This window comes from Vibrio sp. qd031 (assembly GCF_002100145.1).
GTDB lineage: Bacteria > Pseudomonadota > Gammaproteobacteria > Enterobacterales > Vibrionaceae > Vibrio.
This window is the reverse complement of the sequence record NZ_JXQD01000025.1, coordinates 344,166-366,310: the sequence shown is the minus strand read 5'-3', so window position 1 is coordinate 366,310 and position 22,145 is coordinate 344,166. Positions and strand designations below refer to the sequence as shown.

At 45.7% G+C, this 22,145-nt stretch carries 26 protein-coding genes; 9 read left to right on the top strand and 17 right to left on the bottom strand.

Annotated elements, in window-relative coordinates; genetic code table 11:
• Positions 1–89 precede the first annotated feature (89 nt).
• Positions 90–1,103, top strand: a complete 1,014-nt coding sequence (ansA, locus tag ST37_RS13675) for an asparaginase (RefSeq protein WP_084887296.1) — start codon at positions 90–92, stop codon at positions 1,101–1,103.
• A 146-nt stretch (positions 1,104–1,249) separates the two neighbouring features.
• Here the strand turns inward: ansA and ST37_RS13670 are convergent, their stop codons facing one another.
• Entirely contained in the window at positions 1,250–1,525 is a 276-nt protein-coding gene (locus tag ST37_RS13670) for a DUF1315 family protein (RefSeq protein ID WP_084887294.1), read from the bottom strand.
• Positions 1,526–1,631: 106 nt separating this feature from the next.
• On the opposite strand from ST37_RS13670, the gene ST37_RS13665 reads away from it, so the two are divergent.
• A complete protein-coding gene (locus ST37_RS13665) occupies positions 1,632–2,474 on the top strand; it encodes a DUF2989 domain-containing protein (protein ID WP_084887292.1) in 843 nt (280 codons plus the stop codon).
• Between the two features lie 62 nt (positions 2,475–2,536).
• On the opposite strand, the gene msrB is transcribed toward ST37_RS13665, so the two are convergent.
• Positions 2,537–2,950 (bottom strand): peptide-methionine (R)-S-oxide reductase MsrB, encoded by a 414-nt coding sequence (gene msrB / locus ST37_RS13660; protein WP_084887290.1) that lies wholly within the window; start codon positions 2,948–2,950, stop codon positions 2,537–2,539.
• A gap of 432 nt (positions 2,951–3,382) precedes the next feature.
• On the opposite strand from msrB, the gene gap reads away from it, so the two are divergent.
• The 4 genes from gap to ST37_RS13640 all read left to right on the top strand — a co-directional run bounded on the left by gap (position 3,383) and on the right by ST37_RS13640 (position 6,889).
• Positions 3,383–4,378: a type I glyceraldehyde-3-phosphate dehydrogenase gene (gene gap / locus ST37_RS13655; protein ID WP_084887288.1), complete on the top strand. Its 996-nt coding sequence runs from the start codon at positions 3,383–3,385 to the stop codon at positions 4,376–4,378.
• 328 nt (positions 4,379–4,706) lie between these two features.
• Positions 4,707–5,591 carry a D-hexose-6-phosphate mutarotase gene (locus tag ST37_RS13650; protein ID WP_084887286.1) on the top strand — a complete coding sequence of 295 codons (885 nt, stop codon included), beginning with the start codon at positions 4,707–4,709 and terminating at the stop codon, positions 5,589–5,591.
• Positions 5,592–5,612: 21 nt separating this feature from the next.
• On the top strand, positions 5,613–6,419 hold the full coding sequence (rlmA, locus tag ST37_RS13645) for a 23S rRNA (guanine(745)-N(1))-methyltransferase (protein WP_084887283.1): 807 nt from the start codon (positions 5,613–5,615) through the stop codon (positions 6,417–6,419).
• Between the two features lie 128 nt (positions 6,420–6,547).
• On the top strand, positions 6,548–6,889 hold the full coding sequence (locus ST37_RS13640) for a hypothetical protein (protein WP_084887281.1): 342 nt from the start codon (positions 6,548–6,550) through the stop codon (positions 6,887–6,889).
• A 30-nt stretch (positions 6,890–6,919) separates the two neighbouring features.
• Here the strand turns inward: ST37_RS13640 and ST37_RS13635 are convergent, their stop codons facing one another.
• Positions 6,920–7,363: a YcgN family cysteine cluster protein gene (locus ST37_RS13635; RefSeq protein WP_084887279.1), complete on the bottom strand. Its 444-nt coding sequence runs from the start codon at positions 7,361–7,363 to the stop codon at positions 6,920–6,922.
• Between the two features lie 140 nt (positions 7,364–7,503).
• Here ST37_RS13635 and ST37_RS13630 point away from each other — a divergent pair, with 140 nt between their 5' ends.
• The 3 genes from ST37_RS13630 (at position 7,504) to aqpZ (ending at position 8,740) form a co-directional block, all read left to right on the top strand.
• Positions 7,504–7,701 (top strand): DUF2986 domain-containing protein, encoded by a 198-nt coding sequence (locus ST37_RS13630; RefSeq protein ID WP_084887277.1) that lies wholly within the window; start codon positions 7,504–7,506, stop codon positions 7,699–7,701.
• Complete coding sequence (locus tag ST37_RS13625; RefSeq protein ID WP_084887275.1) at positions 7,702–7,950, top strand: YkgJ family cysteine cluster protein; 249 nt, start codon at positions 7,702–7,704, stop codon at positions 7,948–7,950.
• A gap of 94 nt (positions 7,951–8,044) precedes the next feature.
• Positions 8,045–8,740 (top strand): aquaporin Z, encoded by a 696-nt coding sequence (gene aqpZ / locus ST37_RS13620; protein WP_084887273.1) that lies wholly within the window; start codon positions 8,045–8,047, stop codon positions 8,738–8,740.
• Between the two features lie 116 nt (positions 8,741–8,856).
• Here the strand turns inward: aqpZ and recR are convergent, their stop codons facing one another.
• The 14 genes from recR to ST37_RS13550 form a co-directional block, all read right to left on the bottom strand.
• Positions 8,857–9,456 carry a recombination mediator RecR gene (recR, locus tag ST37_RS13615; protein ID WP_084887271.1) on the bottom strand — a complete coding sequence of 200 codons (600 nt, stop codon included), beginning with the start codon at positions 9,454–9,456 and terminating at the stop codon, positions 8,857–8,859.
• Between the two features lie 14 nt (positions 9,457–9,470).
• A complete protein-coding gene (locus tag ST37_RS13610; protein ID WP_084887270.1) occupies positions 9,471–9,800 on the bottom strand; it encodes a YbaB/EbfC family nucleoid-associated protein in 330 nt (109 codons plus the stop codon).
• 146 nt (positions 9,801–9,946) lie between these two features.
• Entirely contained in the window at positions 9,947–12,277 is a 2,331-nt protein-coding gene (gene dnaX, locus ST37_RS13605; protein WP_084887268.1) for a DNA polymerase III subunit gamma/tau, read from the bottom strand.
• Between the two features lie 44 nt (positions 12,278–12,321).
• A complete protein-coding gene (gene apt / locus ST37_RS13600) occupies positions 12,322–12,867 on the bottom strand; it encodes an adenine phosphoribosyltransferase (protein WP_084887266.1) in 546 nt (181 codons plus the stop codon).
• 75 nt (positions 12,868–12,942) lie between these two features.
• On the bottom strand, positions 12,943–13,341 hold the full coding sequence (locus tag ST37_RS13595) for a YbaN family protein (protein WP_084887264.1): 399 nt from the start codon (positions 13,339–13,341) through the stop codon (positions 12,943–12,945).
• A gap of 28 nt (positions 13,342–13,369) precedes the next feature.
• Positions 13,370–13,564, bottom strand: a complete 195-nt coding sequence (locus tag ST37_RS13590) for a hypothetical protein (protein WP_084887262.1) — start codon at positions 13,562–13,564, stop codon at positions 13,370–13,372.
• A 144-nt stretch (positions 13,565–13,708) separates the two neighbouring features.
• A complete protein-coding gene (locus tag ST37_RS13585; RefSeq protein ID WP_084887260.1) occupies positions 13,709–14,782 on the bottom strand; it encodes a response regulator in 1,074 nt (357 codons plus the stop codon).
• Between the two features lie 285 nt (positions 14,783–15,067).
• A complete protein-coding gene (purF, locus tag ST37_RS13580) occupies positions 15,068–16,585 on the bottom strand; it encodes an amidophosphoribosyltransferase (RefSeq protein ID WP_084887258.1) in 1,518 nt (505 codons plus the stop codon).
• 33 nt (positions 16,586–16,618) lie between these two features.
• The gene (locus ST37_RS13575) at positions 16,619–17,110 is read right to left on the bottom strand and encodes a CvpA family protein (RefSeq protein ID WP_084887257.1); all 492 of its coding nucleotides are present in this window, start codon (positions 17,108–17,110) and stop codon (positions 16,619–16,621) included.
• 62 nt (positions 17,111–17,172) lie between these two features.
• Positions 17,173–17,742 carry an SPOR domain-containing protein gene (locus ST37_RS13570; protein WP_084887256.1) on the bottom strand — a complete coding sequence of 190 codons (570 nt, stop codon included), beginning with the start codon at positions 17,740–17,742 and terminating at the stop codon, positions 17,173–17,175.
• Complete coding sequence (gene folC, locus ST37_RS13565; protein ID WP_084887254.1) at positions 17,732–19,012, bottom strand: bifunctional tetrahydrofolate synthase/dihydrofolate synthase; 1,281 nt, start codon at positions 19,010–19,012, stop codon at positions 17,732–17,734. The genes ST37_RS13570 and folC overlap by 11 nt, the downstream gene beginning before the upstream one ends.
• Before the next feature lie 46 nt (positions 19,013–19,058).
• Positions 19,059–19,988: an acetyl-CoA carboxylase, carboxyltransferase subunit beta gene (accD, locus tag ST37_RS13560; protein WP_084887252.1), complete on the bottom strand. Its 930-nt coding sequence runs from the start codon at positions 19,986–19,988 to the stop codon at positions 19,059–19,061.
• A 169-nt stretch (positions 19,989–20,157) separates the two neighbouring features.
• Positions 20,158–20,946 (bottom strand): tRNA pseudouridine(38-40) synthase TruA, encoded by a 789-nt coding sequence (truA, locus tag ST37_RS13555; protein ID WP_084887251.1) that lies wholly within the window; start codon positions 20,944–20,946, stop codon positions 20,158–20,160.
• A gap of 113 nt (positions 20,947–21,059) precedes the next feature.
• Positions 21,060–22,145: FimV/HubP family polar landmark protein (locus tag ST37_RS13550; protein WP_277922153.1), on the bottom strand; the 1,086-nt coding region annotated here is incomplete at its 5' end.

The window sequence follows — 22,145 nt, the reverse complement described above, 5'->3', positions numbered from 1 at the left end:
GCGCGGTTAGTGAGACAAAACAGTTAATTTTTGGAATTTTGTGCGTATACTTGCGGCAAGTTAAAATACCACTCAAAAGAGTTACTGAAATGAGTCGCAAGCACATCTATATCGCCTATACAGGTGGCACAATTGGTATGCAAAAATCGTCACAAGGCTATGTGCCCGTGGCTGGTTTTATGGAGAAGCAACTGGCGGCCATGCCAGAGTTTCACCGACCGGAAATGCCTGAATACACCATTCATGAATATCAACCGCTGATCGACTCCTCAGACATGTCACCTAATGATTGGCAGCAGATCGCCAATGACATCTATGAAAATTACGATAAGTACGATGGATTCGTTATTTTACATGGCACTGATACTATGGCGTACACTGCCTCGGCGCTGTCTTTCATGTTTGAAAACTTAAGCAAGCCTATCATTGTCACCGGTTCGCAAATTCCTCTAGCAGAATTGCGCTCGGACGGACAAGCGAACCTACTAAATGCACTGCACATTGCAGCGAACTACCCAATCAATGAGGTTACGCTGTTTTTTAATAATCAGCTGATGCGCGGTAATCGCAGCACGAAAAGCCATGCGGATGGATTTAAAGCGTTCACCTCACCGAATTTGCCTGCATTACTCGAGGCCGGCATTAACATCCAACTCTCTCCGTTTACTGAAATCAATAAACTCCCTGTTGGACCACTAAAACTTCACTCCATCACCCCTCAACCGATTGGTGTGATCACCATGTACCCTGGGATTTCGCATGAAGTGATCCGAAATACGCTTCGCCAGCCCGTTAATGCGATGATTCTGCTTACCTTTGGGGTGGGCAATGCACCGCAAAATCCAGAACTATTAGGCCATCTAAAAGAGGCCTCAGAACGTGGTGTGATTGTGATTAACCTAACCCAATGCTTAGCGGGTAAAGTCAATATGGGCGGGTATGCGACAGGATGTGCACTTGCCGATGCTGGAGTGATCAGTGGCTATGATATGACCTCGGAAGCCGCGCTGGCTAAGCTCCACTTCCTATTAAGTAAAGGGCTTAGCTATACTGAGATAAAAACGGCGATGCAACAGGACATGCGCGGCGAAATGAGCCTTTAACTCGATGACTACCGTCGGTAAACACATGCCTAGCTTGGGTAAGTGAGCGGTAATAATCCAACAATGACTGAGTGAAAGTGAGAACGCTGGGGGCATGATAATTAACCTTGCCCCTTACTATTGACATACTTAAGTGGTGGTAAGGTTTAGTCTAATTCTTGCACATCGATGCTTTGCTGAGGAATAAACTGCTGTTTAAGTTCAGCTTTAGATTTAAAGGCTATCTCACCATCGGTCGCAACAGACATGTGTTGCGGATTCTCATTGTGTACAGACTGGTACATCATTACTGCCTGCATACAATGGTCACGCTGCTCTTTGGTCAGCTCAGTTCCTTCTGGCCAGCGTCCCGTTTCCACAGCATACAGCAGTCGGTCATAAGCTTCAGGTGTGATCGATTCTATTAATTGTTGTTTATTCATTTGCCGTTACAACTCCTTGTGGCACATTTTGCTCAAGTTACGCAATTGCTCGCCGATACACAAGCATATGGATCACAGTGCTTGGGATTAGGAGCATCACTAACCAATGAAACCATTTGCATTAACCTTTCGCTGCATGTTTTTAGCTATGCTTGCATTCACTTTAAGCGGTTGTTTCGAAAGTCGTTTAAACACAGAGGGTTTGTGTAATAGTAATCCAAGCTTGGAGTGTGAACAGCTCAACATTAACGACGGCAAATGCAGGGTGCAACGAACCGATCTCATATGGCACCGTTATGACATGTTGAAAAAGCCCGACGATCTAAAACTGATCACAGAATATGAAATGCTGGCGGACTACCAGCGATGCCTAACACTGGCGGCGCAAATTCGTGCTCTGAAAACAACCGCTCAATCACAAAATCGCTTTAATGCGTTGCAATACAGTTATAACGAACAAAAGCGGCTTACCGCGGTAATGCAAGAAATTGATAACCCTTATATCTACTATTTTTTGTGGACACATGGCGATGATTACGCGAAACGCAAATTTTTACAGCTTGAGCCAACGGGACAACTCGATACCCCAACACTGCAATATTATCTGGCCACTTATTACAGCAATCGAGATCCTGAGCATACCTTAGCGATTTTGAATAAAGCCCTAGACTTAACTGACAGTGACAACGTCGACAATCGCATCATCCAGTCGCTGGCAACTATTCATCAAACTGCGGGCAATATTGAAATGGCGTATATGTGGGCGATCGTGGGGCGAAGTTTCAAATTACCTGTTTCAGATGACCGCACTCTTGCAGTCTATTATTCGTTCAACGAACAGAAAAAAGCGTTTTTGGACCAAAAGGCAGCAGAAATTGTAACTCACTTACAAAAAGGCACTTACAGCACCACCCTTTTACCTTCGCAATCGTATCTGCAAAGCCTCTAAATTTAGAGGCAATGCTGACAACAAGCATGGGAGTTAATGCGTTTTTTAAATCTTGAGAATCATTACTCTTTTCTATCAAATTTTAATGACACAGAATTAACACAAAAACGTTGGCCCGTGGTGTCTTGAGGGCCATCTTCAAACACATGCCCTAAATGGCTATCACATTTCGCACATCGGATCTCAGTGCGGATCATGCCATGGCTCATGTCCTTGATATAACGAATTGCCTGGTCGTCAATGGCCTTATCAAAACTTGGCCAACCACAACCCGAATCGTATTTGTTATCAGATACAAACAGCGGTGCGCGACAGCACGTACAGTGATAAACACCACTGTTTTTATTGTGCAATAAAGTACCGCTGTACGGGGCTTCAGTGCCTTGCTCTCGGCAAACTCGATACTCTTCATCACTTAATTGTTCGCGCCATTGTTGTTCTGTTTTTTTCATGGTTTTGCATCCTTTTAAAATCACAACGAGTATACCGTTTTCTCCACTACTGGCTCAACTTTTGATGGTTATCATCTCAACCAAGCGTGTATGCATTCACTCCTAAAACATTCACTAATACGTAGCCTTATGATTAAATTGGTGTCGCAAATTGTCGTGGCAGTAGATTGTTAAAACAAAACTTGCAAATGTAGCGGTTTGTAGCACATACTTTGTGACATTCTCGACACTTGTTGAAGCCTGTATTTCAAGTGTCTATTTCAGGAATCAGCTTGGTTTGTCTACAAATACAACAGCTGAAGGTGAACAACTCGTTATTCGGTATGTAAGTTTCTAACATTTTTTTGATGTTAGACAAGTTAACCGCAATTTCGGCTTGCGATTCGGCGCTTAGTTTTGTAATTTTACTACCAAGTTATCTTTCAATCGAAAAAAATAAGTTGTGGAGCAACTATAATGACTATCAAAGTAGGTATTAACGGTTTTGGCCGTATCGGTCGTTTCGTATTCCGTGCTTCTGTAGAGCGCAATGACATCGAAGTAGTAGGTATCAATGACCTAATCGACGTAGAATACATGGCATACATGCTAAAATACGATTCAACTCACGGTCGTTTCAACGGTACTGTTGAAGTTAAAGACGGTAACCTAATCGTTAACGGTAACACTGTACGCGTTACTGCAGAGCGCAACCCAACTGACCTTAAGTGGGACGAAATTGGTGTTGACGTTGTTGCTGAAGCAACTGGTATCTTCCTAACTGACGAAACTGCACGTCAGCACATCACTGCTGGTGCGAAGAAAGTTGTTCTAACTGGTCCTTCTAAAGACGCAACTCCAATGTTCGTTATGGGCGTAAACCAAGACTCTTACGCTGGTCAAGACATCGTTTCTAACGCTTCTTGTACTACTAACTGTCTTGCTCCTATCGCTAAAGTTCTTAACGACAAGTGGGGCATCGAGTCTGGCCTAATGACTACAGTTCACGCAACTACTGCGACTCAAAAAACTGTAGATGGTCCTTCTGCTAAAGACTGGCGCGGTGGCCGTGGTGCTTCTCAAAACATCATCCCATCTTCAACTGGTGCTGCTAAAGCTGTAGGCGTTGTTCTTCCAGAACTAAACGGCAAACTAACTGGTATGGCTTTCCGCGTACCAACTGCTAACGTTTCTGTAGTTGACCTAACTGTTAACCTTAAAGAAGCTGCATCTTACGAAGCAATCTGTGCTGCAATGAAAGAAGCTTCTGAAGGCGAAATGGCTGGCGTTCTTGGTTACACTGAAGATCAAGTTGTATCTCAAGACTTCATCGGTGAAGTACAAACTTCAGTATTCGATGCTAAAGCTGGTGTTGCTCTAACTGACAAATTCGTTAAAGTTGTATCTTGGTACGACAACGAAATCGGTTACTCAAACAAAGTTCTTGACCTAATTGCTCACATCTCTAAGTAAGCATTAGCCAAAAACTTGGTTTAGTAAAAGGCGACTTTCGAGTCGCCTTTTTGCATTTTAAAGGAACGCGAAAAGGCTAGATGTCACTGCCCTTCTACCAATCGGATTATTTAAGTGGTCAGAAAATTGCGCTGGAAAAATCGCTAATAACAAGGTAAAGACTGCAGTAGATAGCTGTTCTACCTACAAAATCTTTAGCGCAGATATTGGTGATTTTAACAAGCAAGAATGAGCAGTTAATTGATGCGATTGGTATTATATGCGTTCCAAATGAATATTGACTTGCGACGGACTATCTCCCACTCTTCGATACTAAGGTGACCTCACTATGGACTACGTTAACCTACCCACTATTGCAGCCCTATCAGACTGTGTTTCCATCATCAACATGGGCGACTGCAAAGCTGTTCGCGTTATTCACCCTAACGCTCAGGCACTGATCTCTCTTCATGGTGCCCACCTATTGTCGTTCCAACCAACTGGACAGGCTGATCTTATTTGGATGAGTGAAGACGCTATTTTCGATAATAAGGCAGCCATCAGAGGCGGTGTCCCAGTTTGTTGGCCTTGGTTTGGGCGAATTGCAGCCCCTGCACACGGTTTTGCGCGTACCAGTGAATGGACCCTAGCCCAACATAGAGAAAATGACCGTGGCGTCATCATCGAGCTAACGCTTCAAGATAGCGCACCGTCTCATGCCATTTGGCCACATAAGTTTTTTGCTCGACTGCTCATTGAAATCGCAGACACCATCACCCTGACGCTCGAGGTTGAAAACACCGACAGCAGCCCTTGGACGTTTTCTGGTGCACTCCATACCTATCTCAATGTTGGTGACATTACTCAAACCAAAGTCACTGGAATGGGCCCAACCTACCAAGATAGCTTGCAACAAGGAAAAATTTGCACCGGTAATGAAGAACTGATGCTGACTGACACTATCGACCGAGTGTATACTGCGCCAGTTTCCCCAATCGTGTTGTTTGATCCTGTACTGGACAGACATATCGAAGTGCGCAATCAAGGTGACAATAGCGCGGTGCTATGGAACCCGTGGCAACAGGGAGCGAAAGCAATGGCTGACATGCATGATACGGGCTACCAAACCATGCTCTGCATCGAATCCACTTTGCACGCAGCAAGTTTGGAGCAAGGTAAAAAGCTTGAACCTGGTGAGAAGCACCAACTTATTACACATCTGTCCGTTAAATAATATTGTAGAGACTATTACGCAATGCACTACCAATGCCCTCTTTGTCAATTACCACTCAATTTGGCTGATCGCACACTAACGTGCAGTAATCGACACCAGTTCGATTTCGCAAAAGAGGGCTATGTGAACTTAATGCCAGCGCAGCATAAGCGCTCTAAAGCCCCTGGTGACAACAAAGAGATGATGCAGGCAAGACGCTTATTTCTTGAGTCCGGGCACTATCAGGCGCTGGCACAGCACATTGCAGAGCTTGTAGCAAGCGTGACCCCAGCTCAAGGCCATGTATTGGATATTGGATGCGGCGAAGGCTATTACACGCAGCATATTGCCAAGCGAATCAACGGTGATTGCTACGGATTAGATATATCAAAAGTGGCGATTCGTTATGCCGCCAAACGATACCCACAGTGTCACTTTAGTGTCGCCTCTAGCCATCGCTTACCTTTTGCCGACAATAGTTTAGATACCGTCATTCGAATTTATGCGCCGTGCAAGCCAGAAGAGCTGTTAAGAGTTCTCAAACCCGGTGGTCATGTGGTCACAGTAACTCCAGCAGCAAGACATCTTTATCAATTGCGCGAGCTTATTTACGATGAAGTTAAGCTGCATCAACATACTGAAACCTTAGAGCCGTTCACCAAGGTTAACGATACGCAGTTAGAGACGTTGATGACTCTTTCCAGCAATGACGCTAAAGCATTATTGCAAATGACGCCGTTTGCATGGAAAGCGACCGAAGAAACCATAGCTGCATTAGAGCAAAATCCAAACTTTGAATGCGAATCTAGCTTTGCTATTCATACCTACCAAAAGCCAAGTAACATCTAGCAATAGTAAAGATGAGCTCCACCAACAACTCATTGGCAGCTCGGGAACACTTTTTGCTTAGCTTCTATAGACGCACTGATTACGCATTACCGCGTTCAGTATTGCCATAATAGCCAAAAGGAAGGGTAATGAATCCACTGAATTCCTCTCAATCTATCGCCTCTGCTGGATCTCAACACACGCCATACGCCTCAAGCGCCGCTGAACAAAGCGGCAACGATTCGCCTCGTATTGCCGCAGGAGCGTCAGTCCCATTGGACGAAACGACAAAGCCTGCACAAATACAAGGGTTGACGCCAGAGGGGAAAGCGCTCATTCAAGCGTTGCAAGACATTGAAAAAGAATCCGAGCTTGCCAGAGAATCATTGTCTGGTGGTGAAGAAAACAATCAAAGCGATCGCAGTTTCTCGATGAAAAAAGCCTTAACGGCCGCGGCAACCATAGGCGGCATTTTGCTGGCCGTCGGCTGATCGAGTTTTACAGTTCGATCATTAGCGCGTTTATTTCAGGTTCTTTCCAAATGGGTAGATGTGATCTTCCCAGTCAATCACGTCTATTTCGTAGACCACTTTATTGCGCACGCTTTCTCCTGCTGCATGCATAGCAGACTTTGAACCTGTGAGTAACGGATGCCACTCGGGTAACGGTTTGCCTTCCGCAAGAAGACGATAGGCACAGGTTGACGGTAACCAGTGAAACTCGTGAATGGTTTCTCGCGTCAACTTAAGACAATCTTCACCAGACTCAAAACGGTTAGGGTAATCTTTGCAACTGCATGTTTTGCTGTTTAGCCAGCTGCAGGCTACGTTGGTGTAGTAGACTTCATCGGTTTCTTCATCTTGCAACTTATGCAGACAACACTTACCACATCCATCACACAGCGACTCCCACTCTTGTTCACTCATTTGTTCAAGTGATTTTTCTTTCCAATATGGTGCGCTCATGTCGTGGCCTATTCGGTGGTGCAAAGAAGAGCGCTGAGTTATACCATTTTGACAGCGAAACTCAAGTTATCTCCAACACACTTCATCTCGCACTCATTAAAAAATTTTAGTAGTATGCGCGCACACACTGGAGGGGCACTATGAACCGCAAAAAGAAAATCAACGACATACTGAAAAAGAAACTGAAAAAACAGAACGCGAAGCTGCACAAAAGTAATAAGCCTCGTTACATTTCAAAAGCAGAACGCGCCGAAATGGAAAAAACACAAGCAGAACACACTGTAGAAGCCAACACCGATACAGCAATTAACGACTCAACAACAGAGCAGAGCGAATAATTGAACTGTCGGTTAGGATGCGGCGCCTGTTGTATCGCCCCAAGTATATCTTCGCCTATTCCCGGCATGCCTAGCGGCAAGCCTGCCAATACTCGCTGCATTCAACTCAACGATGATAACTTATGTCGGCTATTTGGATTAGACAGTCGTCCAAAAGTCTGCCTCGATTTTGCTCCAGACGTCTATATTTGTGGTGACTCCGACCCACAAGCCATGAACAATTTAATCTATCTTGAGAAAGTCACCTAATCTCTGCCGCTCATTTTTCCTATTGAAGCCACTCGCACTATGCATTTTGTTGTCTACAGTTAAGTAGATATGTTTCAAAATCAAGGGAACAATAATGAAAGCATACTTAGCAGAAGCAGTTGGCACGTTTTGGTTAGTATTAGGTGGCTGTGGTAGCGCTGTATTAGCCGCAGCCTTTCCAGAGGTTGGTATTGGGCTCTTGGGAGTCTCACTGGCATTCGGCCTTACCGTATTAACTATGGCTTACGCCATTGGGCACATTTCGGGATGTCACCTCAATCCGGCAGTCACCATAGGTCTTTGGGCGGGTAAGCGTTTTGATGCTTCCCAAATCATTCCATACATAGTGGCACAAGTTGTTGGCGGAATACTTGGCGGCGGAGTCCTTTACTTAATCGCAACCGGTCAGGCAGGATTCGATGTCGCAGAGTCTGGTTTTGCCACTAACGGTTATGCAGAACGCTCGCCTGGTGGCTACGATCTTTCAGCAGGTTTTATTGCCGAAGTCGTCATGACAATGATGTTTATTGTGATTATTCTCGGCGCAACGGATAAGCGTGCACCTCAAGGATTTGCCCCAATAGCGATCGGTTTGGGATTAACTCTAATACATTTAATCTCTATCCCAATTACCAACACATCTGTCAATCCAGCGCGCTCAACGGGTGTGGCTATTTTTGTCGGTGATGGTGCCTTAACACAACTTTGGATGTTTTGGGTTGCCCCTATTATTGGATCAATACTAGGCGCTGCAATCTATCGAGGAATATCGAGTGAATCTGAGGGGTGATCCCGTTGATTTAATAGGTTGGAGTTTTCTAATCAAAAAAAGCCGCATTTAAATGCGGCTTTTTATACCAATCGAAGTAATTAACTGGTCAGAAAATTGCTTTGGTTGGTATTAGATCATATTTTTTGGCGACCCAGTAAGGAGTGAGACAGTGTTGTCCCATCCACCAAGTCTAACTCGCCGCCAACAGGAACACCATGTGCAATACGACTGGCATTAACCTCGTGCAGGTGGCAAAGCTCAGCAATGTATTGGGCCGTGGCCTCCCCCTCTACTGTGGGGTTTGTGGCAAGGATGACTTCTTCGATATCACCCACTTTCAAACGATAATCAAGTTCATCCAGCCCAATATCCGAAGGGCCAATCCCATCAAGTGGCGATAGGTGCCCCATCAACACAAAATAACGACCAGAAAATTGCCCCGTGGATTCCACCGCGGCTATATCGGCAGGGCTTTCAACCACACACAACTGCCCATTAGCCTGTCTCTTAGGATTTAGGCAGATATGACAGGTTTCTTCTTCGGTGAACGTTCGACATTGAGAGCAATGGCCAATTTCTGTCATCGCTTGTGACAGCGCATCGGCCAATTGTAAGCCGCCTTTACGATCTCGCTGAAGAAGCTGAAACGCCATGCGCTGAGCAGATTTGGGTCCTACTCCAGGCAAACAGCGTAACGCCTCCATTAACTGATCCAGCTTTACACTGGTACGCATCGAGAAAGCCTAACTTAGAACGGCATTTTCATGCCTGGTGGAAGTTGCATTCCACCAGTAACTGACGCCATTTTCTCTTTTTGCGTTTCTTCGATACGACGTGCAGCGTCGTTGAACGCAGCTGCAATCAAATCTTCCAGCATTTCTTTGTCATCTTCCATCAAGCTTTCGTCGATGTCGACACGACGAACACTGTGGCTACCAGTAATGGTCACTTTTACAAGACCTGCGCCAGATTCACCTGTTACTTCCATGTTGGCGATCTCTTCTTGCATTTTCTGCATACGATCTTGCATTTGCTGGGCTTGTTTCATGATATTGCCCATTCCGCCTTTTCCAAACATCTCGATTCTCTCTATTCTGCTGAGTAGTTAACTGTGAGACTTAGCCACGTTGCGCTTGCTGGCAAACCTCAGGTTTGTAGCACGTCTACACGTACCAAGTTATGATTTATTAATGGGGGTAATACGACGCTATTTCAAGTATCACCCTATATAGGTCTTACGGTATCACTGTCCAGTTGCGCCCCAAAACGGGTCTGCAAAAACTGGATATGAGTATCTTGCTGCAGTGCGTCATACGCCTGAGTCATTTTTTGTTGATACAGCTTATCTTTAATTTCCAAAGGCGTCTCGCCTTGTTCACCTACTTTAACCGACACCTGACACGGTTTGCCACGCAAACCACTTAGAGCTTCCGTTAAGATCTCAATGGCTTTGGGACTAATGAGGTGGGCTTGGCTTGGTCGTAGACATAACTGAAAATTCTCGCCCTGCTCTTCACAATGCGAGTTAAGCGCGAGCTGCTCCACCATTTTAGGGATGGTCAGTTCGGCTATTTCCGTTGCCCAGCGGTCTTTTTCTAACGCTTCTTGTTGCAACTTAGCGTTCATTTCTGGCGTACGCTCATGTTGCAGCGCCTGTTTGAGCTGCGCTGGCGTCAACTTATCCGACTGCTGCGCTTGCTGCTGTTTCTGCTTAGCCGCTTCGCTTGGCTGCCATTGATAAGGTTCTTTGGCTGTTGCAGCGGTTTGCTGTTGAGACCTGCTAAAGGCCGTGTCATTAGGCGAAGCGCTAGTAGGTAGAGAGCGCACAGGCGCCGAACTCGACTTATCTGCTAAGCGATCAAAAATGGACGCTTTGCTGTCTACCTTACCGGGCTTTTTTGCTGAGTCAGCTCCTGTCTCAGATTGCTTATCGAGCTGTACTCGCTTCGAGCGCAATTGATGACGCAGCCCACCAATAGCAGAGCCCTGTCCACTCGACTTCGCGGTGCGTGAGGTTGCTGGTTGCTGGTTTGTTGCTGGTGCGTTGTCTCGCTCTGATGACGATGGTTGAGGTGGCTCAGACTGTGGTGCTTGAGACTGCACTGGATTTGACTCTGCAAAATCGTCGTAGGACATTGGCTGGTAATCGTCTTCCGACGGGTATTCCGGCTGGCTGTCCACCAGTGATTGAGTTCTATCGTCAACCGGTGTTTGATCAGCCGTTGGCGAAGACGTCTGAGCATTGCTTTGCAGTGACGTTTTCAATGAAGCAGACGCTTCATCGTTAGCCTGCACAGTAATCGGAGCTGTCTTTGTAACCGCCTCAAACTTAGCTTTAACCTCAGGTTGACTTACTGCCTTTGGCTTAACATCTGTAACAGGTGCAATCTTAGGCACAGCAACGTCTACCGCCCCCACTGCAGGAGTATCGGCTGCTTGCGCATCAATCGATAATGCATAAGTCTGCTTCGCCTTAGGTTTAAAGGCCAACAGTCGTAGCAATACCATTTCTACACCTTGTTTTGGCAAGGGTGCCAAAGGCAGACTTTGGCGTCCTTTTAAGGTGATTTCGTAATACAGTTGAACGCTTTCTGGCGATAATTGCTGAGCCAATGCTGCAAAGATTGCGCTCTCAGGCTCATTGGAGTTGAGCGCTTTAGGCATTACCTGCAGCATCGCTATTTTATGAAAATGCTCTGCCATCTGCTTGAGCAAGACATCCCAATCAGCACCTAAGCCAGCAACGTGATCCAAGGTGGCAAAAAGTGACTGTGCATCATTGAGTGCAAGTGAACGAACAACTTGCAATGCATAATTAGCATCGATGGTGCCAAGCATTGAGTGGACAGTATGCTGGTCAATGACACCATTACCTAATGCGATTGCCTGATCGGTCAGACTGAGCGCATCACGCATACTACCGTCACCAGCATGAGCAAGTTGCTGCAGCGCTTTTAGTTCAAACTCAACCCCTTCTTGCTTAAGTATATGTTCCAGTTGACCGGAAATATCATCAAGCTGATGAGGTTTAAGGTGAAACTGCAAACAGCGCGATAGGATGGTAACAGGTAGTTTTTGGGGATCCGTTGTCGCCAACAGAAACTTCACATACTCTGGCGGCTCTTCTAGTGTCTTTAGCAACGCATTGAAGCTATGACGTGACAGCATGTGTACTTCATCAATTAAGTACACTTTGTAGCGTCCACGAGCTGGCTTGTACTGGACATTATCCAGAAGCTCTCGGGTATCTTCTACTTTTGTTCGTGAAGCTGCGTCAATTTCTAGCAAGTCAACAAATCGACCTTCGTCAATTTCTTTGCAGGTTGCACAAACGCCACACGGATGCCCTGTCACGCCCGTTTCACAATTTAGCCCTTTGGCAAAAATTCGGCCGATGGTGGTCTTACCCACCCCTCTTGTACCACTAAACAAATAAGCATGATGCAGCTTATTATTGTCCAAGGCATTACCAATCGCAGACAGCACATGTTGCTGGCCTACGACTTGATCAAAGGTGGCGGGACGCCATTTTCTTGCTAACGCTAAGTAGCTCATTCAATTTCCAGATGTGTCGTGCTGCGAACAGTCGCAATCACGATTTAGTGACCGTCAAACTCACAGATTGAGAATACATTAAGACCGAGTTTCTCTAGACGTTTGTCTCCACCGATTTCAGGAAGGTTAATCACAAACGCGGCATGTTCAACTTCGCCACCAAGCTGACGAATTAACGCCGTTGTTGCTTCAATAGTGCCACCGGTTGCCAATAGGTCATCAACCACTAACACTTTATCGCCCTCTACAATGGCGTCAGTGTGGATTTCGAGTACGTCTTCGCCATATTCTAGTTGGTACGATTGAGCAATAGTTTTACGAGGAAGCTTACCTGGTTTACGCACAGGTACAAATCCAACACCTAATTCAAGCGCTAAAGGAGCTCCAAACAAAAAACCACGAGCTTCCGTACCAACGACTTTAGTAAAGCCCATTGATTGATACTTTTCGACAAGCAATCCAATGGTTGCTTGATAGGCCTTAGCATCTTCAAGAAGGCTAGTAACATCTCTAAATAGGATGCCTGGTTTTGGGTAGTCAGGAATAGATTTAATGCTGTCTTTAATAAGCGTTAGAGTTTGTGTATTCATAGTGTTCACTTTTTGGGCTCATACCTGAGCCTCTGAGTCGAGCAAAATGCTCTTTAAATTAATTAGGGGCTAATGTTAGTGATTTTCTGTGGGTGGGGCAATATCGACATGAGTAGGAATTGATCGAAACCAGATAATCAAGACTAAAAACAGACCCGCTAGTAGCATCTTTACCCAAATGAGTGGTGCTACGATTATTGAGACGGTAAAACTCGCCACAATAAACACAAAAGCTTTTTTCTTTACCGAGCGCTCTATACAGCGGTTTTGTTGCCAGTTCTGTACGATCGGACCAAATGTGGGGTGCTGATTAAGCTTTTTATAAAGCGCGGGGTTTCCCCGAACAAAGCAGGCGCTCGCCAGTAAAACAAAGGGAGTTGTTGGTAAAATTGGCACTACGGCACCAATCACACCAATAAACAGAAAGGTGGTACCTAACGCGGTATAAACCCAGCGTTTAATAGTAATACCCACCTCCCAACAGCCATCAGTGGTAAAAAATCTAGAACGAATATCCGCCCATGACTTTAGTCCAAGTTAAAATGGCAGGCAATAGTGGCAGCGCTAAAACAGCAACAAATCCTAGAAAATAGGCAATGTTATACGGGTCTTTAAACGTTGTAGAGTGAGACGCGTTTGATTGAGTCGACACTTGAGCCGTGAATGTGTCTAAGGTATCAAGAGCAATGCTGGTCATGGAGAGTTCCTTTCTTGGGTCGTGGTCTAGCAAAAACGTTGCTAGTAAACAATACAATGAGAATCACACTCATTAAAATTGCTTCGACTATAGCCAAAAAAAGAGCAGACAAAAACCGACAGTAAGTAAGGGTATTCGCGCGCGTTACTCGACGCTAAGGCTAAAGCGCAGTCGTGCTCCAGAGCTTGGCGAAAACGTCCAGACCGTTTGCGCAGCTAGGTCTATAGTTTGACACGCTTTTTCTAACTCAGATTGAACCGCTTGCCCAAGCAGAACGGTTGATGAAGAGCTGTTATCTAAAGGAATACCAAAATTTAATGTCTGAATTTGTTTTAACGGACAATCTGCAAGAGCAAAAAAACTGGCAACGGGCTCTAAATAATTAATCTGATGGATAGAGTTATTGATCGACTCAACCAACTGGAAAAAACTGTCCACTCTGCCATGGTGACGTCGGATGTAGTCGTTTACGATCCCTCTTACCATTAGCGCACTTGCAACACCGTGCTCAGGGGCCGTATTAGTATCAATGGCGTACATCAACCACTGCCCGTTCATCAGCCACACATAATCGTAGACTAAGGGCGCGGTGTCGGCGTTTTGCATCAATTGAAAACGACAAGACCAATCTCCTTGGCTGGAGCTATTTGAGGGGATAAGCGCTTGCAGGAGTTGATTGGCTAATACCGGTTCCGAGTCCAACTGTTTTAAGTGCCAGTGCAGTTCTTGCTCGTCCGGCAGTTGCCCTTCACTACTCAAACCAAACCATTCGCTGGCAAAGTCCGATGACTCGCGACCGTCATCAGAGTGTTTAAGTGCTTCGTCAACGGCATCCAAAAGATGTTGTGGGTTCTTAATGGGTTTGATTAAAAAATCTTTAATGCCGAATCTCAACGCGTTGGCGACGACCGACATCTGGTCAGTACTCGACACAACGATCATGGGCAACGAAGGGTATTCACGAGCGGCCTCCTCAACAAACTCAAGTCCATTCATGATCGGCATATCGATATCGCACACCACAAGATCGGGGTGCGATCTATCGAGCATTTGCAGCCCTTGTAATCCGTTTTCTGCTTCTACAACCATCAAGCTATTCGCTTCGAGTATGGCTCGCGTCATTTGACGAAATATTGCGTCGTCATCCACCACCAATACTACGCTTGATGTGCTGGCCTCTATGGCTGTATGTTGTGCGACCGCGCCTGGTCTGTTCATCTATACTTCCCTTACAACTCACAAAACCACTATGAATTAAAATTAAATCTGTCTATTTTTATTATTAAAGCAACTTTTTAATAACAGTAGTCAATAGCTACAGGAAACTCAAAAAATGGCGTACTCTTTACACTGTCAAGGCCTTTTTTTGCGAAAACGATCTCGAATGCGTCATTGGTTTAGACAAAAAAATGCCGACTATCTACTTAGAGATGGTCGGCATTCTAATGCTTTAGTACCAACTAGTTAAGTGTTAGTTGGTCTATAAATTGTGCAAGCGTACGCTTATGCGCCTTCGTTGTATAACTCTAGGTTGGCAAGTTCTTGAGCAATATTTTGCTCAAGTTTAGCGTCGTCGTTACGAAGCCCGTCCAAGAAATCGAGGTACTTCTGATCGATATCTCCGGTCACATACTCTCCATTAAACACTGATGTTTCAAATAGAGAAATATCGGCATTACCCATGCCTACTGCAGAAACAAGATCTTCCAGTGATTGGAACATCAATCCATCCGCGCCAATAATTTTACAGATTTCATCTGCGTCACGTCCATGAGCAATCAACTCATTGGCGGTCGGCATATCGATGCCATACACGTTAGGGAATCGAATCTCTGGAGCTGCGGACACTATGTACACTTTATTTGCCCCTGAATCACGCGCCATCTCAATAATCTGTTCAGAAGTGGTGCCTCGAACGATTGAGTCATCGACGAGCAGAACATTTTTACCTTTAAATTCAGAGCGAATCGCATTCAGCTTACGACGCACCGATTTACGACGCTGCTGCTGTCCAGGCATAATAAATGTACGGCCAACATAACGGTTTTTCACAAAACCTTGTCGATACGGCTTATCAATAATTTGCGCAATTTCTAACGCAATGTCACATGAGGTCTCAGGGATTGGGATCACCACATCGATGTCCAAATCTTCCCACTCTTGCTTAATTTTTGCGCCTAGCTTTTTGCCCATTTCTACGCGTGCACTATAAACAGACACCTTGTCGATGAATGAATCTGGACGGGCAAAATAGACATATTCAAAAATACATGGGTTTAGGCTTGGGTTGTCTGCACACTGCTCGGTAAACAGCTCCCCTTCGAAAGTTGCATAAATAGCTTCACCAGGCGCAACATCGCGCACGAAGTCAAAACCGACGGCATCCAACGCCACAGACTCAGATGCAACCATATACTCGGTGCGACCTTCTACTTCTCGCTTACCTAAGCAAAGAGGGCGAATGCCATTAGGATCGCGAAAAGCAATCATACCGTGGCCAATCACCATTGACGCCACTGCGTAAGCGCCACGAATGGTGTTGTGAACGTTACGTACGGCTTTAAACACGTCTTCTTTAGTGATGGTAAGCCCTGGCGCTAGGTCCAAGTTATGCGCGAGCACATTAAGCAACACTTCCGAATCTGACGTAGTGTTAACGTGACGACGATCGTTTTCAAATAGCGACTGACGTACTTCGTGTGCATTGGTCAAATTGCCATTGTGCGCCAACGTAAGACCAAAAGGCGAGTTGACGTAAAAAGGTTGAGCTTCAGAGGCACTGGAGCTTCCTGCCGTTGGGTAACGGACATGGCCTATACCAACCGTACCTTGTAAGCGCTGCATATGCTTCGCTTCAAAAACATCTTTAACCAGTCCATTGGCTTTACGCAGACGAAAACGATTGCTTTCTATGGTAATAATACCCGCAGCATCTTGACCACGATGCTGTAACACCGTTAACGCATCATAAATTGACTGGTTAACGGGGGTGATGCCCACGATTCCAACAATACCACACATGTTTTTTTCCTCGACTATGGCAAACGAACACGCCTAAATGGCGTTCTTCAAAAAGCTAGATGATTGCTGAAGATGCTCAAAAAACGGTTCTATCACTTGGCCAAATTCTGGGATAAGCACAGATTCTTTCCACCACTGTGACTCTGGTAAAGTGGTAAAGGCGTCAACAAAAAACAGCAACGCGGAAACAATCAATACACCCCGAACCATACCAAACACCACGCCCAGCAGTCTATCTGTGCCCGACAAGCCCGTTTTGCTGACCAACTGGCCAATGGCGTAGTTAACGATAGCGCCCACAATCAAAGTTGATATAAACAGCGCAGCGATGGCTGCGCCATTTCGTATCAGTTGATCTTCTATATTGGTGAAATAGACCGCTAGTTTGCTGTAATACTGACTGGCGATAAAAAATGCGCCAAACCAAATTACCAACGATAACGCTTCTTTGACAAAACCGCGGACCAAGCTGATCAGAGCGGACAAAGCTACTAAACCAATAATGATAAAATCGACTGTGTTCATTTTGAGTACATCTCGTATTTGGCGCGCATTTTAACAGAAAAAATGGTGACGCAAACGTTTTCTTATGGATTTAGTGGTTTAAATTTGAGCACTTGACCTTCTAAGCCAATAATTGCTTTTAACTCAATAATCTGCTTTTCCAGTTTTTCTTTAGAGACATCTGGACCAACAACAATCCGATTAAAGCCATTATCTTGCTTAATGATATTGGCTGGGTAGCCGCTGTTTTTCAGATCAGCCACTATTGCCTTAGCGTTATCTTCATTTTTTAGTGACACCAGCTGTATGATCCACGCACTATCGGCATAGTCATTCGCCTCGGGTACATCGTTAATGACGACCTCCACCTGTGGTGGCTCGTCCGACGGCGACGCTTCTTCACCGTTGTTCGTGCTGGACTCTTCTTGAACAACAAACTCCACCGGCGCCTCTGGTAACTCGATATCATCATTGATGGGTTCAAGAACCTCAAAGCTAACCGCTTCGCTTTCAACTGTCGGCCTGATAGGGATCTTGGCAAAATCTTCTTGAAAATGTTTTTTTTCGCCGTCGAGAATGTCAGGCAAGAAAATCACACCAACGGCGGCAAGAATGATGGTTCCAACAATGCGGCTTTGAAACTTAGTGGCCATTCAACGCTCCTTGTGTACAAAACTTTAATACTTCACCCACCGTCACAAACGATCCCATAACCACAATAATGTCGTTTTTATCTGCGATCTTGAGGGCCTCTTGGTAGGCTTCTATCGCACCACCATAGGTGTGATAGTTTGTGCTAAATTTATCCACAACCTCAACCAGTTGCTGTGCTTGGGCCGCGCGATCACCAGGTAAACTTGCTAAGTGCCAATCAGAAACAACCTCAGACATCGCATTGAGCGTCTCGGCAATATCTTTGTCTTTCAACATTCCCACAACCGCAATGACCTTTTGCTTTGGGTAACGCTGCTTCAGACTACCGGCCAAATATTGAGCAGAGTGAGGGTTATGTGCAACATCCAGCAGAACCACAGGATCGGTACTAAGCAGTTGCATTCGACCATTTAAATTGGCATTTTGCAATCCATTCACCACATTGACATCGGTAATATTGAGCTCCGACACGCCCAGTGCCGTCAGTGCTGTTGCTGCATTTTGCAATGGAAGATTAGGAATGGGCAACTCTTCTAGATCAAACTGTCCACACCGCCAAGACCATTGAGCACCATCACTATGATAATGATAGTTAATACCCACTTGGTACAACTTAGCGCCAATGTCATCTGCGTGTGCAGCGACTGTGCTCGGTGAATCTGGTTGGCCACATATAGCAGGTTTTCCACTACGAAAAATCCCCGCTTTCTCATATCCAATCACATTAATATCGTCGCCTAACCAATCAACATGATCCACGGCTAAGGAAGTAATGACTGAAACATCATGATCAACAACGTTGGTCGCATCCAATCGACCGCCTAACCCTACTTCCAAAATGACCACATCGACCGCTTGCTGTTGAAAGAGCCACAAGGCAGCCAAAGTGCCAAACTCAAAGAAGCTTAAGCTGGTGTCACCGCGCAGCTCATTAATGTGGGCAAACGCTTCGCTATGTAAATCGTCGACGAGTTCATTGCCATTGACTCTCACACGCTCTGTATAGCGAATGAGGTGCGGAGAGCTATACACGCCAACCGAATAGCCGGCGTCCAGTAAGATCGCCTCTAAAATAGCGCAGGTGGACCCTTTGCCATTGGTTCCTGCTACGGTAATCACTTTTGGTGCGGGGCGAGATAATTGTCCATCCTGAGCGACCTTTTGGACCCGGTCGAGACCAAGATCAATGGCACTAGTATGAATATTCTCTAAATAATGAAGCCACATCTCGAGTGAAGATGTGGCTTTTGGGGAAGCGTTTTGATTCATCAATCTATATTAAGGCTGTGCCTGTTCACTGCGATTGAGAACTACTTTACTCGTTTTCGTCCGCGACGGGTACTGTGTATTCCTCTTGTTGAGGTTTTTCTGTCACAGAAACCACCAATGGCGATGATTGCGCGGTCATTTTGGCGATTAAACCACCAATGGTTTGGCGCATATCGCGGCGATCGACAATCATGTCAATGGCGCCATGGTCGAGCAAAAACTCACTGGTTTGAAAGTCCGCCGGTAAATCTTCACGTACTGTTTGTTCGATGACGCGACGTCCTGCAAAACCGATGACCGCTTTTGGCTCACCAATGTTGATATCACCTAGCATCGCAAAACTTGCAGAAACACCACCCATCGTTGGGTCTGTCATGACCGAAATAAACGGCAGACCTTTACGCGTTAATCGCTCGAGCGCCGCACTGGTTTTGGCCATTTGCATCAGCGACATTAACGCTTCTTGCATGCGCGCACCGCCAGAGGCAGAAAAACAGACCAGTCCACAATTGTTCTCGATGGCCGCATCTACCGCTTTTACAAAACGAGCACCCACAACAGAGCCCATAGAACCACCCATGAACTTAAACTCAAATGCACAGGCAACAATCGGCATAGAGAGAAGTTCGCCTTTCATCGCAATCAGCGCGTCTTTCTCACCGCTGGCTTTTTGATAGGTAGTGATACGATCTTTGTAGCGCTTCGTATCTTTAAACTTTAACTTGTCTTGCGGCTCTAGCTCAGCCGCAATTTCTACGCCCGTTCCTTCGTCTAGGAACTTTTCTAAACGCAAACGCGCAGCAATACGCATATGATGGTCACACTTAGGACACACCTCTAGGTTTCTTTCAAGCTCAGCGTGGTACAGCACCTGGTCACAAGAGGTACATTTAGTCCACACCCCTTCAGGGATATTCGCTTTACGTTGAGACGTGCCAACATTGGATTTGTTAAAAATCTTTTCAAGCCAACTCATGGAAGTCCTTATTAGCTAACACTCACGTCAAGACGCAAGATAATGAAATATGGTGTATTTGTGCGTGGAATTAAACCATAGATCCAGCGCTCTGTTTACAAAAAACTGGTTGTACCTATCAGAAAGTAGATGAATTACACGCTATTTCAATCATTAGAAGACGAATTTACTACTGCTGTGGCAAAAACAGCGGCCCCATAGGGACTTGTGGTAAGTCAAATTCTTGTGGGTAGTCCACCGCAACCAAATACAAACCATGTGCTTTTGCCGTTGCCGACGCAAGTGTGCGATTTCTTTGCTCTAACAACCACTTAATCCACTCTGGCTGTTGTTCTTTACGCCCAACAGTGATTAAGCTGCCCACAATGTTTCTGACCATATGGTGCACAAACGCATTGGCTTTGATATCAACCACGATGTATTGATTATAGCGAACAACATTCACATGCATAATATTGCGGTTTGGTGAGTTGGACTGACATTGCGCTGCACGAAACGAGCTAAAGTCATTTTCGCCAAGCAAATATTGTGCAGCTTCATGCATCAATGTCTCATCGAGCTCGCCATGGTAGTGGCTAACACCTTTTGCTAATACCGCTGGGCGGTAGTCACTGTTGTAAATGACGTAGCGATAACGGCGTGCAGTAGCACTAAATCGTGCGTGAAAGCTCTCTGGTACTTCTTTAGCCCAACGTACGGCTATCTGGTCTGGCAGGTTTGCATTAACCCCCATAGTCCAAGCCACGAGCTTTCTTGACGCGCTAGTTTCAAAGTGGACAACCTGCCCCGTGCCATGTACGCCAGAATCTGTGCGCCCAGCGCATTGCACTTCTATCGGTTCGTTGGCTATCACCGATAACGCTTTTTCCAGCTTCTGCTGCACCGATACTACGTCGCGTTGACGCTGCCACCCGTAAAAAGAGGCACCGTCATATTCTATTCCTAAGGCTATTTTCATTGTATTACCTACCTTTTAATTGCGCGCAGTATATACCGACTCAAGCACAAAGAAAAAGGGAGTAAACGATGTTTACTCCCTACTATTATTTGATGGCTAAATGATGAGTAACGCTACGACAAACCCTCTTTAATTTGGGTCGCTTCGGTAACAACACTCTCATCCCCCAGTTCAATAGCTTGGTCGAGCAATCGAACTGCGCCGTCTACATCATTCATCTCTAAGTAGATTTTGGCAAGATCCAATTTACCAATCGCTTCGCTGTTGTTGTCTACGTCATACGCTTCAACATCACCAATCACGTCAGGAAACTCATTGAGACCGACATCGAGATTAAGCTCTTCTTCGTCAGCTGCAGTGCCGCTCTCTTGCTGCTCAATTTGCCCCATGAGCTCATCGATGCTCATGTAATTTGAATTGGCAACAAGGTCCTGTTCTTCGTCCACTTCTTGTGAAGACCAGTCCTCTTGCGTCAATTCGGGTTGAGTCGCTTGCTGTTCCCAGATTGCTTGGTCTTCGTCTGGAATGTTTTCATCAATCTGTTGACGCTGTTCATCAGAAAGTTCAAAGCTTGGCCACTCTTGGTCATCTTCGTCTATTTCTGATTCGCGCTCAGACACAGTTGTTTCATCAGAGGGCTCTTGAGAAAGTAATGCATCCAAATCCAGAGCTGCGGCATCAAGCGCTTGTTGATCGGCAATAGGTTCACTGTTCGACTGTTGAGTTGGCTCATCGAGCAAGCCTTCTAAGGCGGTGTTCTCGTCAAAGACGCCTAGATCATCATCAGATAAAATGACGTCTTCTGGCGCTAACAGTTGCTGTTCAGGTTGCCCTTCTGGCTCTTGCTCATACTCAGTAGCATCAGCCAGCGCTTGCTCTTCTGTATATTCAGGTAAATCTTCTACACTCAGTACCAACGGCTCAGACACATCATCGCGGTCGCTCGTTGGCGCAGATGGCTCTTCTTCCAGCGAGTGAGTCGGCTCTAACTCCGGCTCAAGCTTCGAAGATGGCTGGTCAAAAATTGCAGCCACTTCGCTTGGAGCAGTTTCATCCACACTCGGTTCTTCAACTGGCTGCTGCTGCGGTTGAAAATCGATAGGTGCGTCCAATTCTGGCACATTCCAATCGTCATCTTGCGGTTGACCAAACTCGTTTTCAGGTAACCCTAAGCTATCAACTATTGGCTCTGGCTCTGG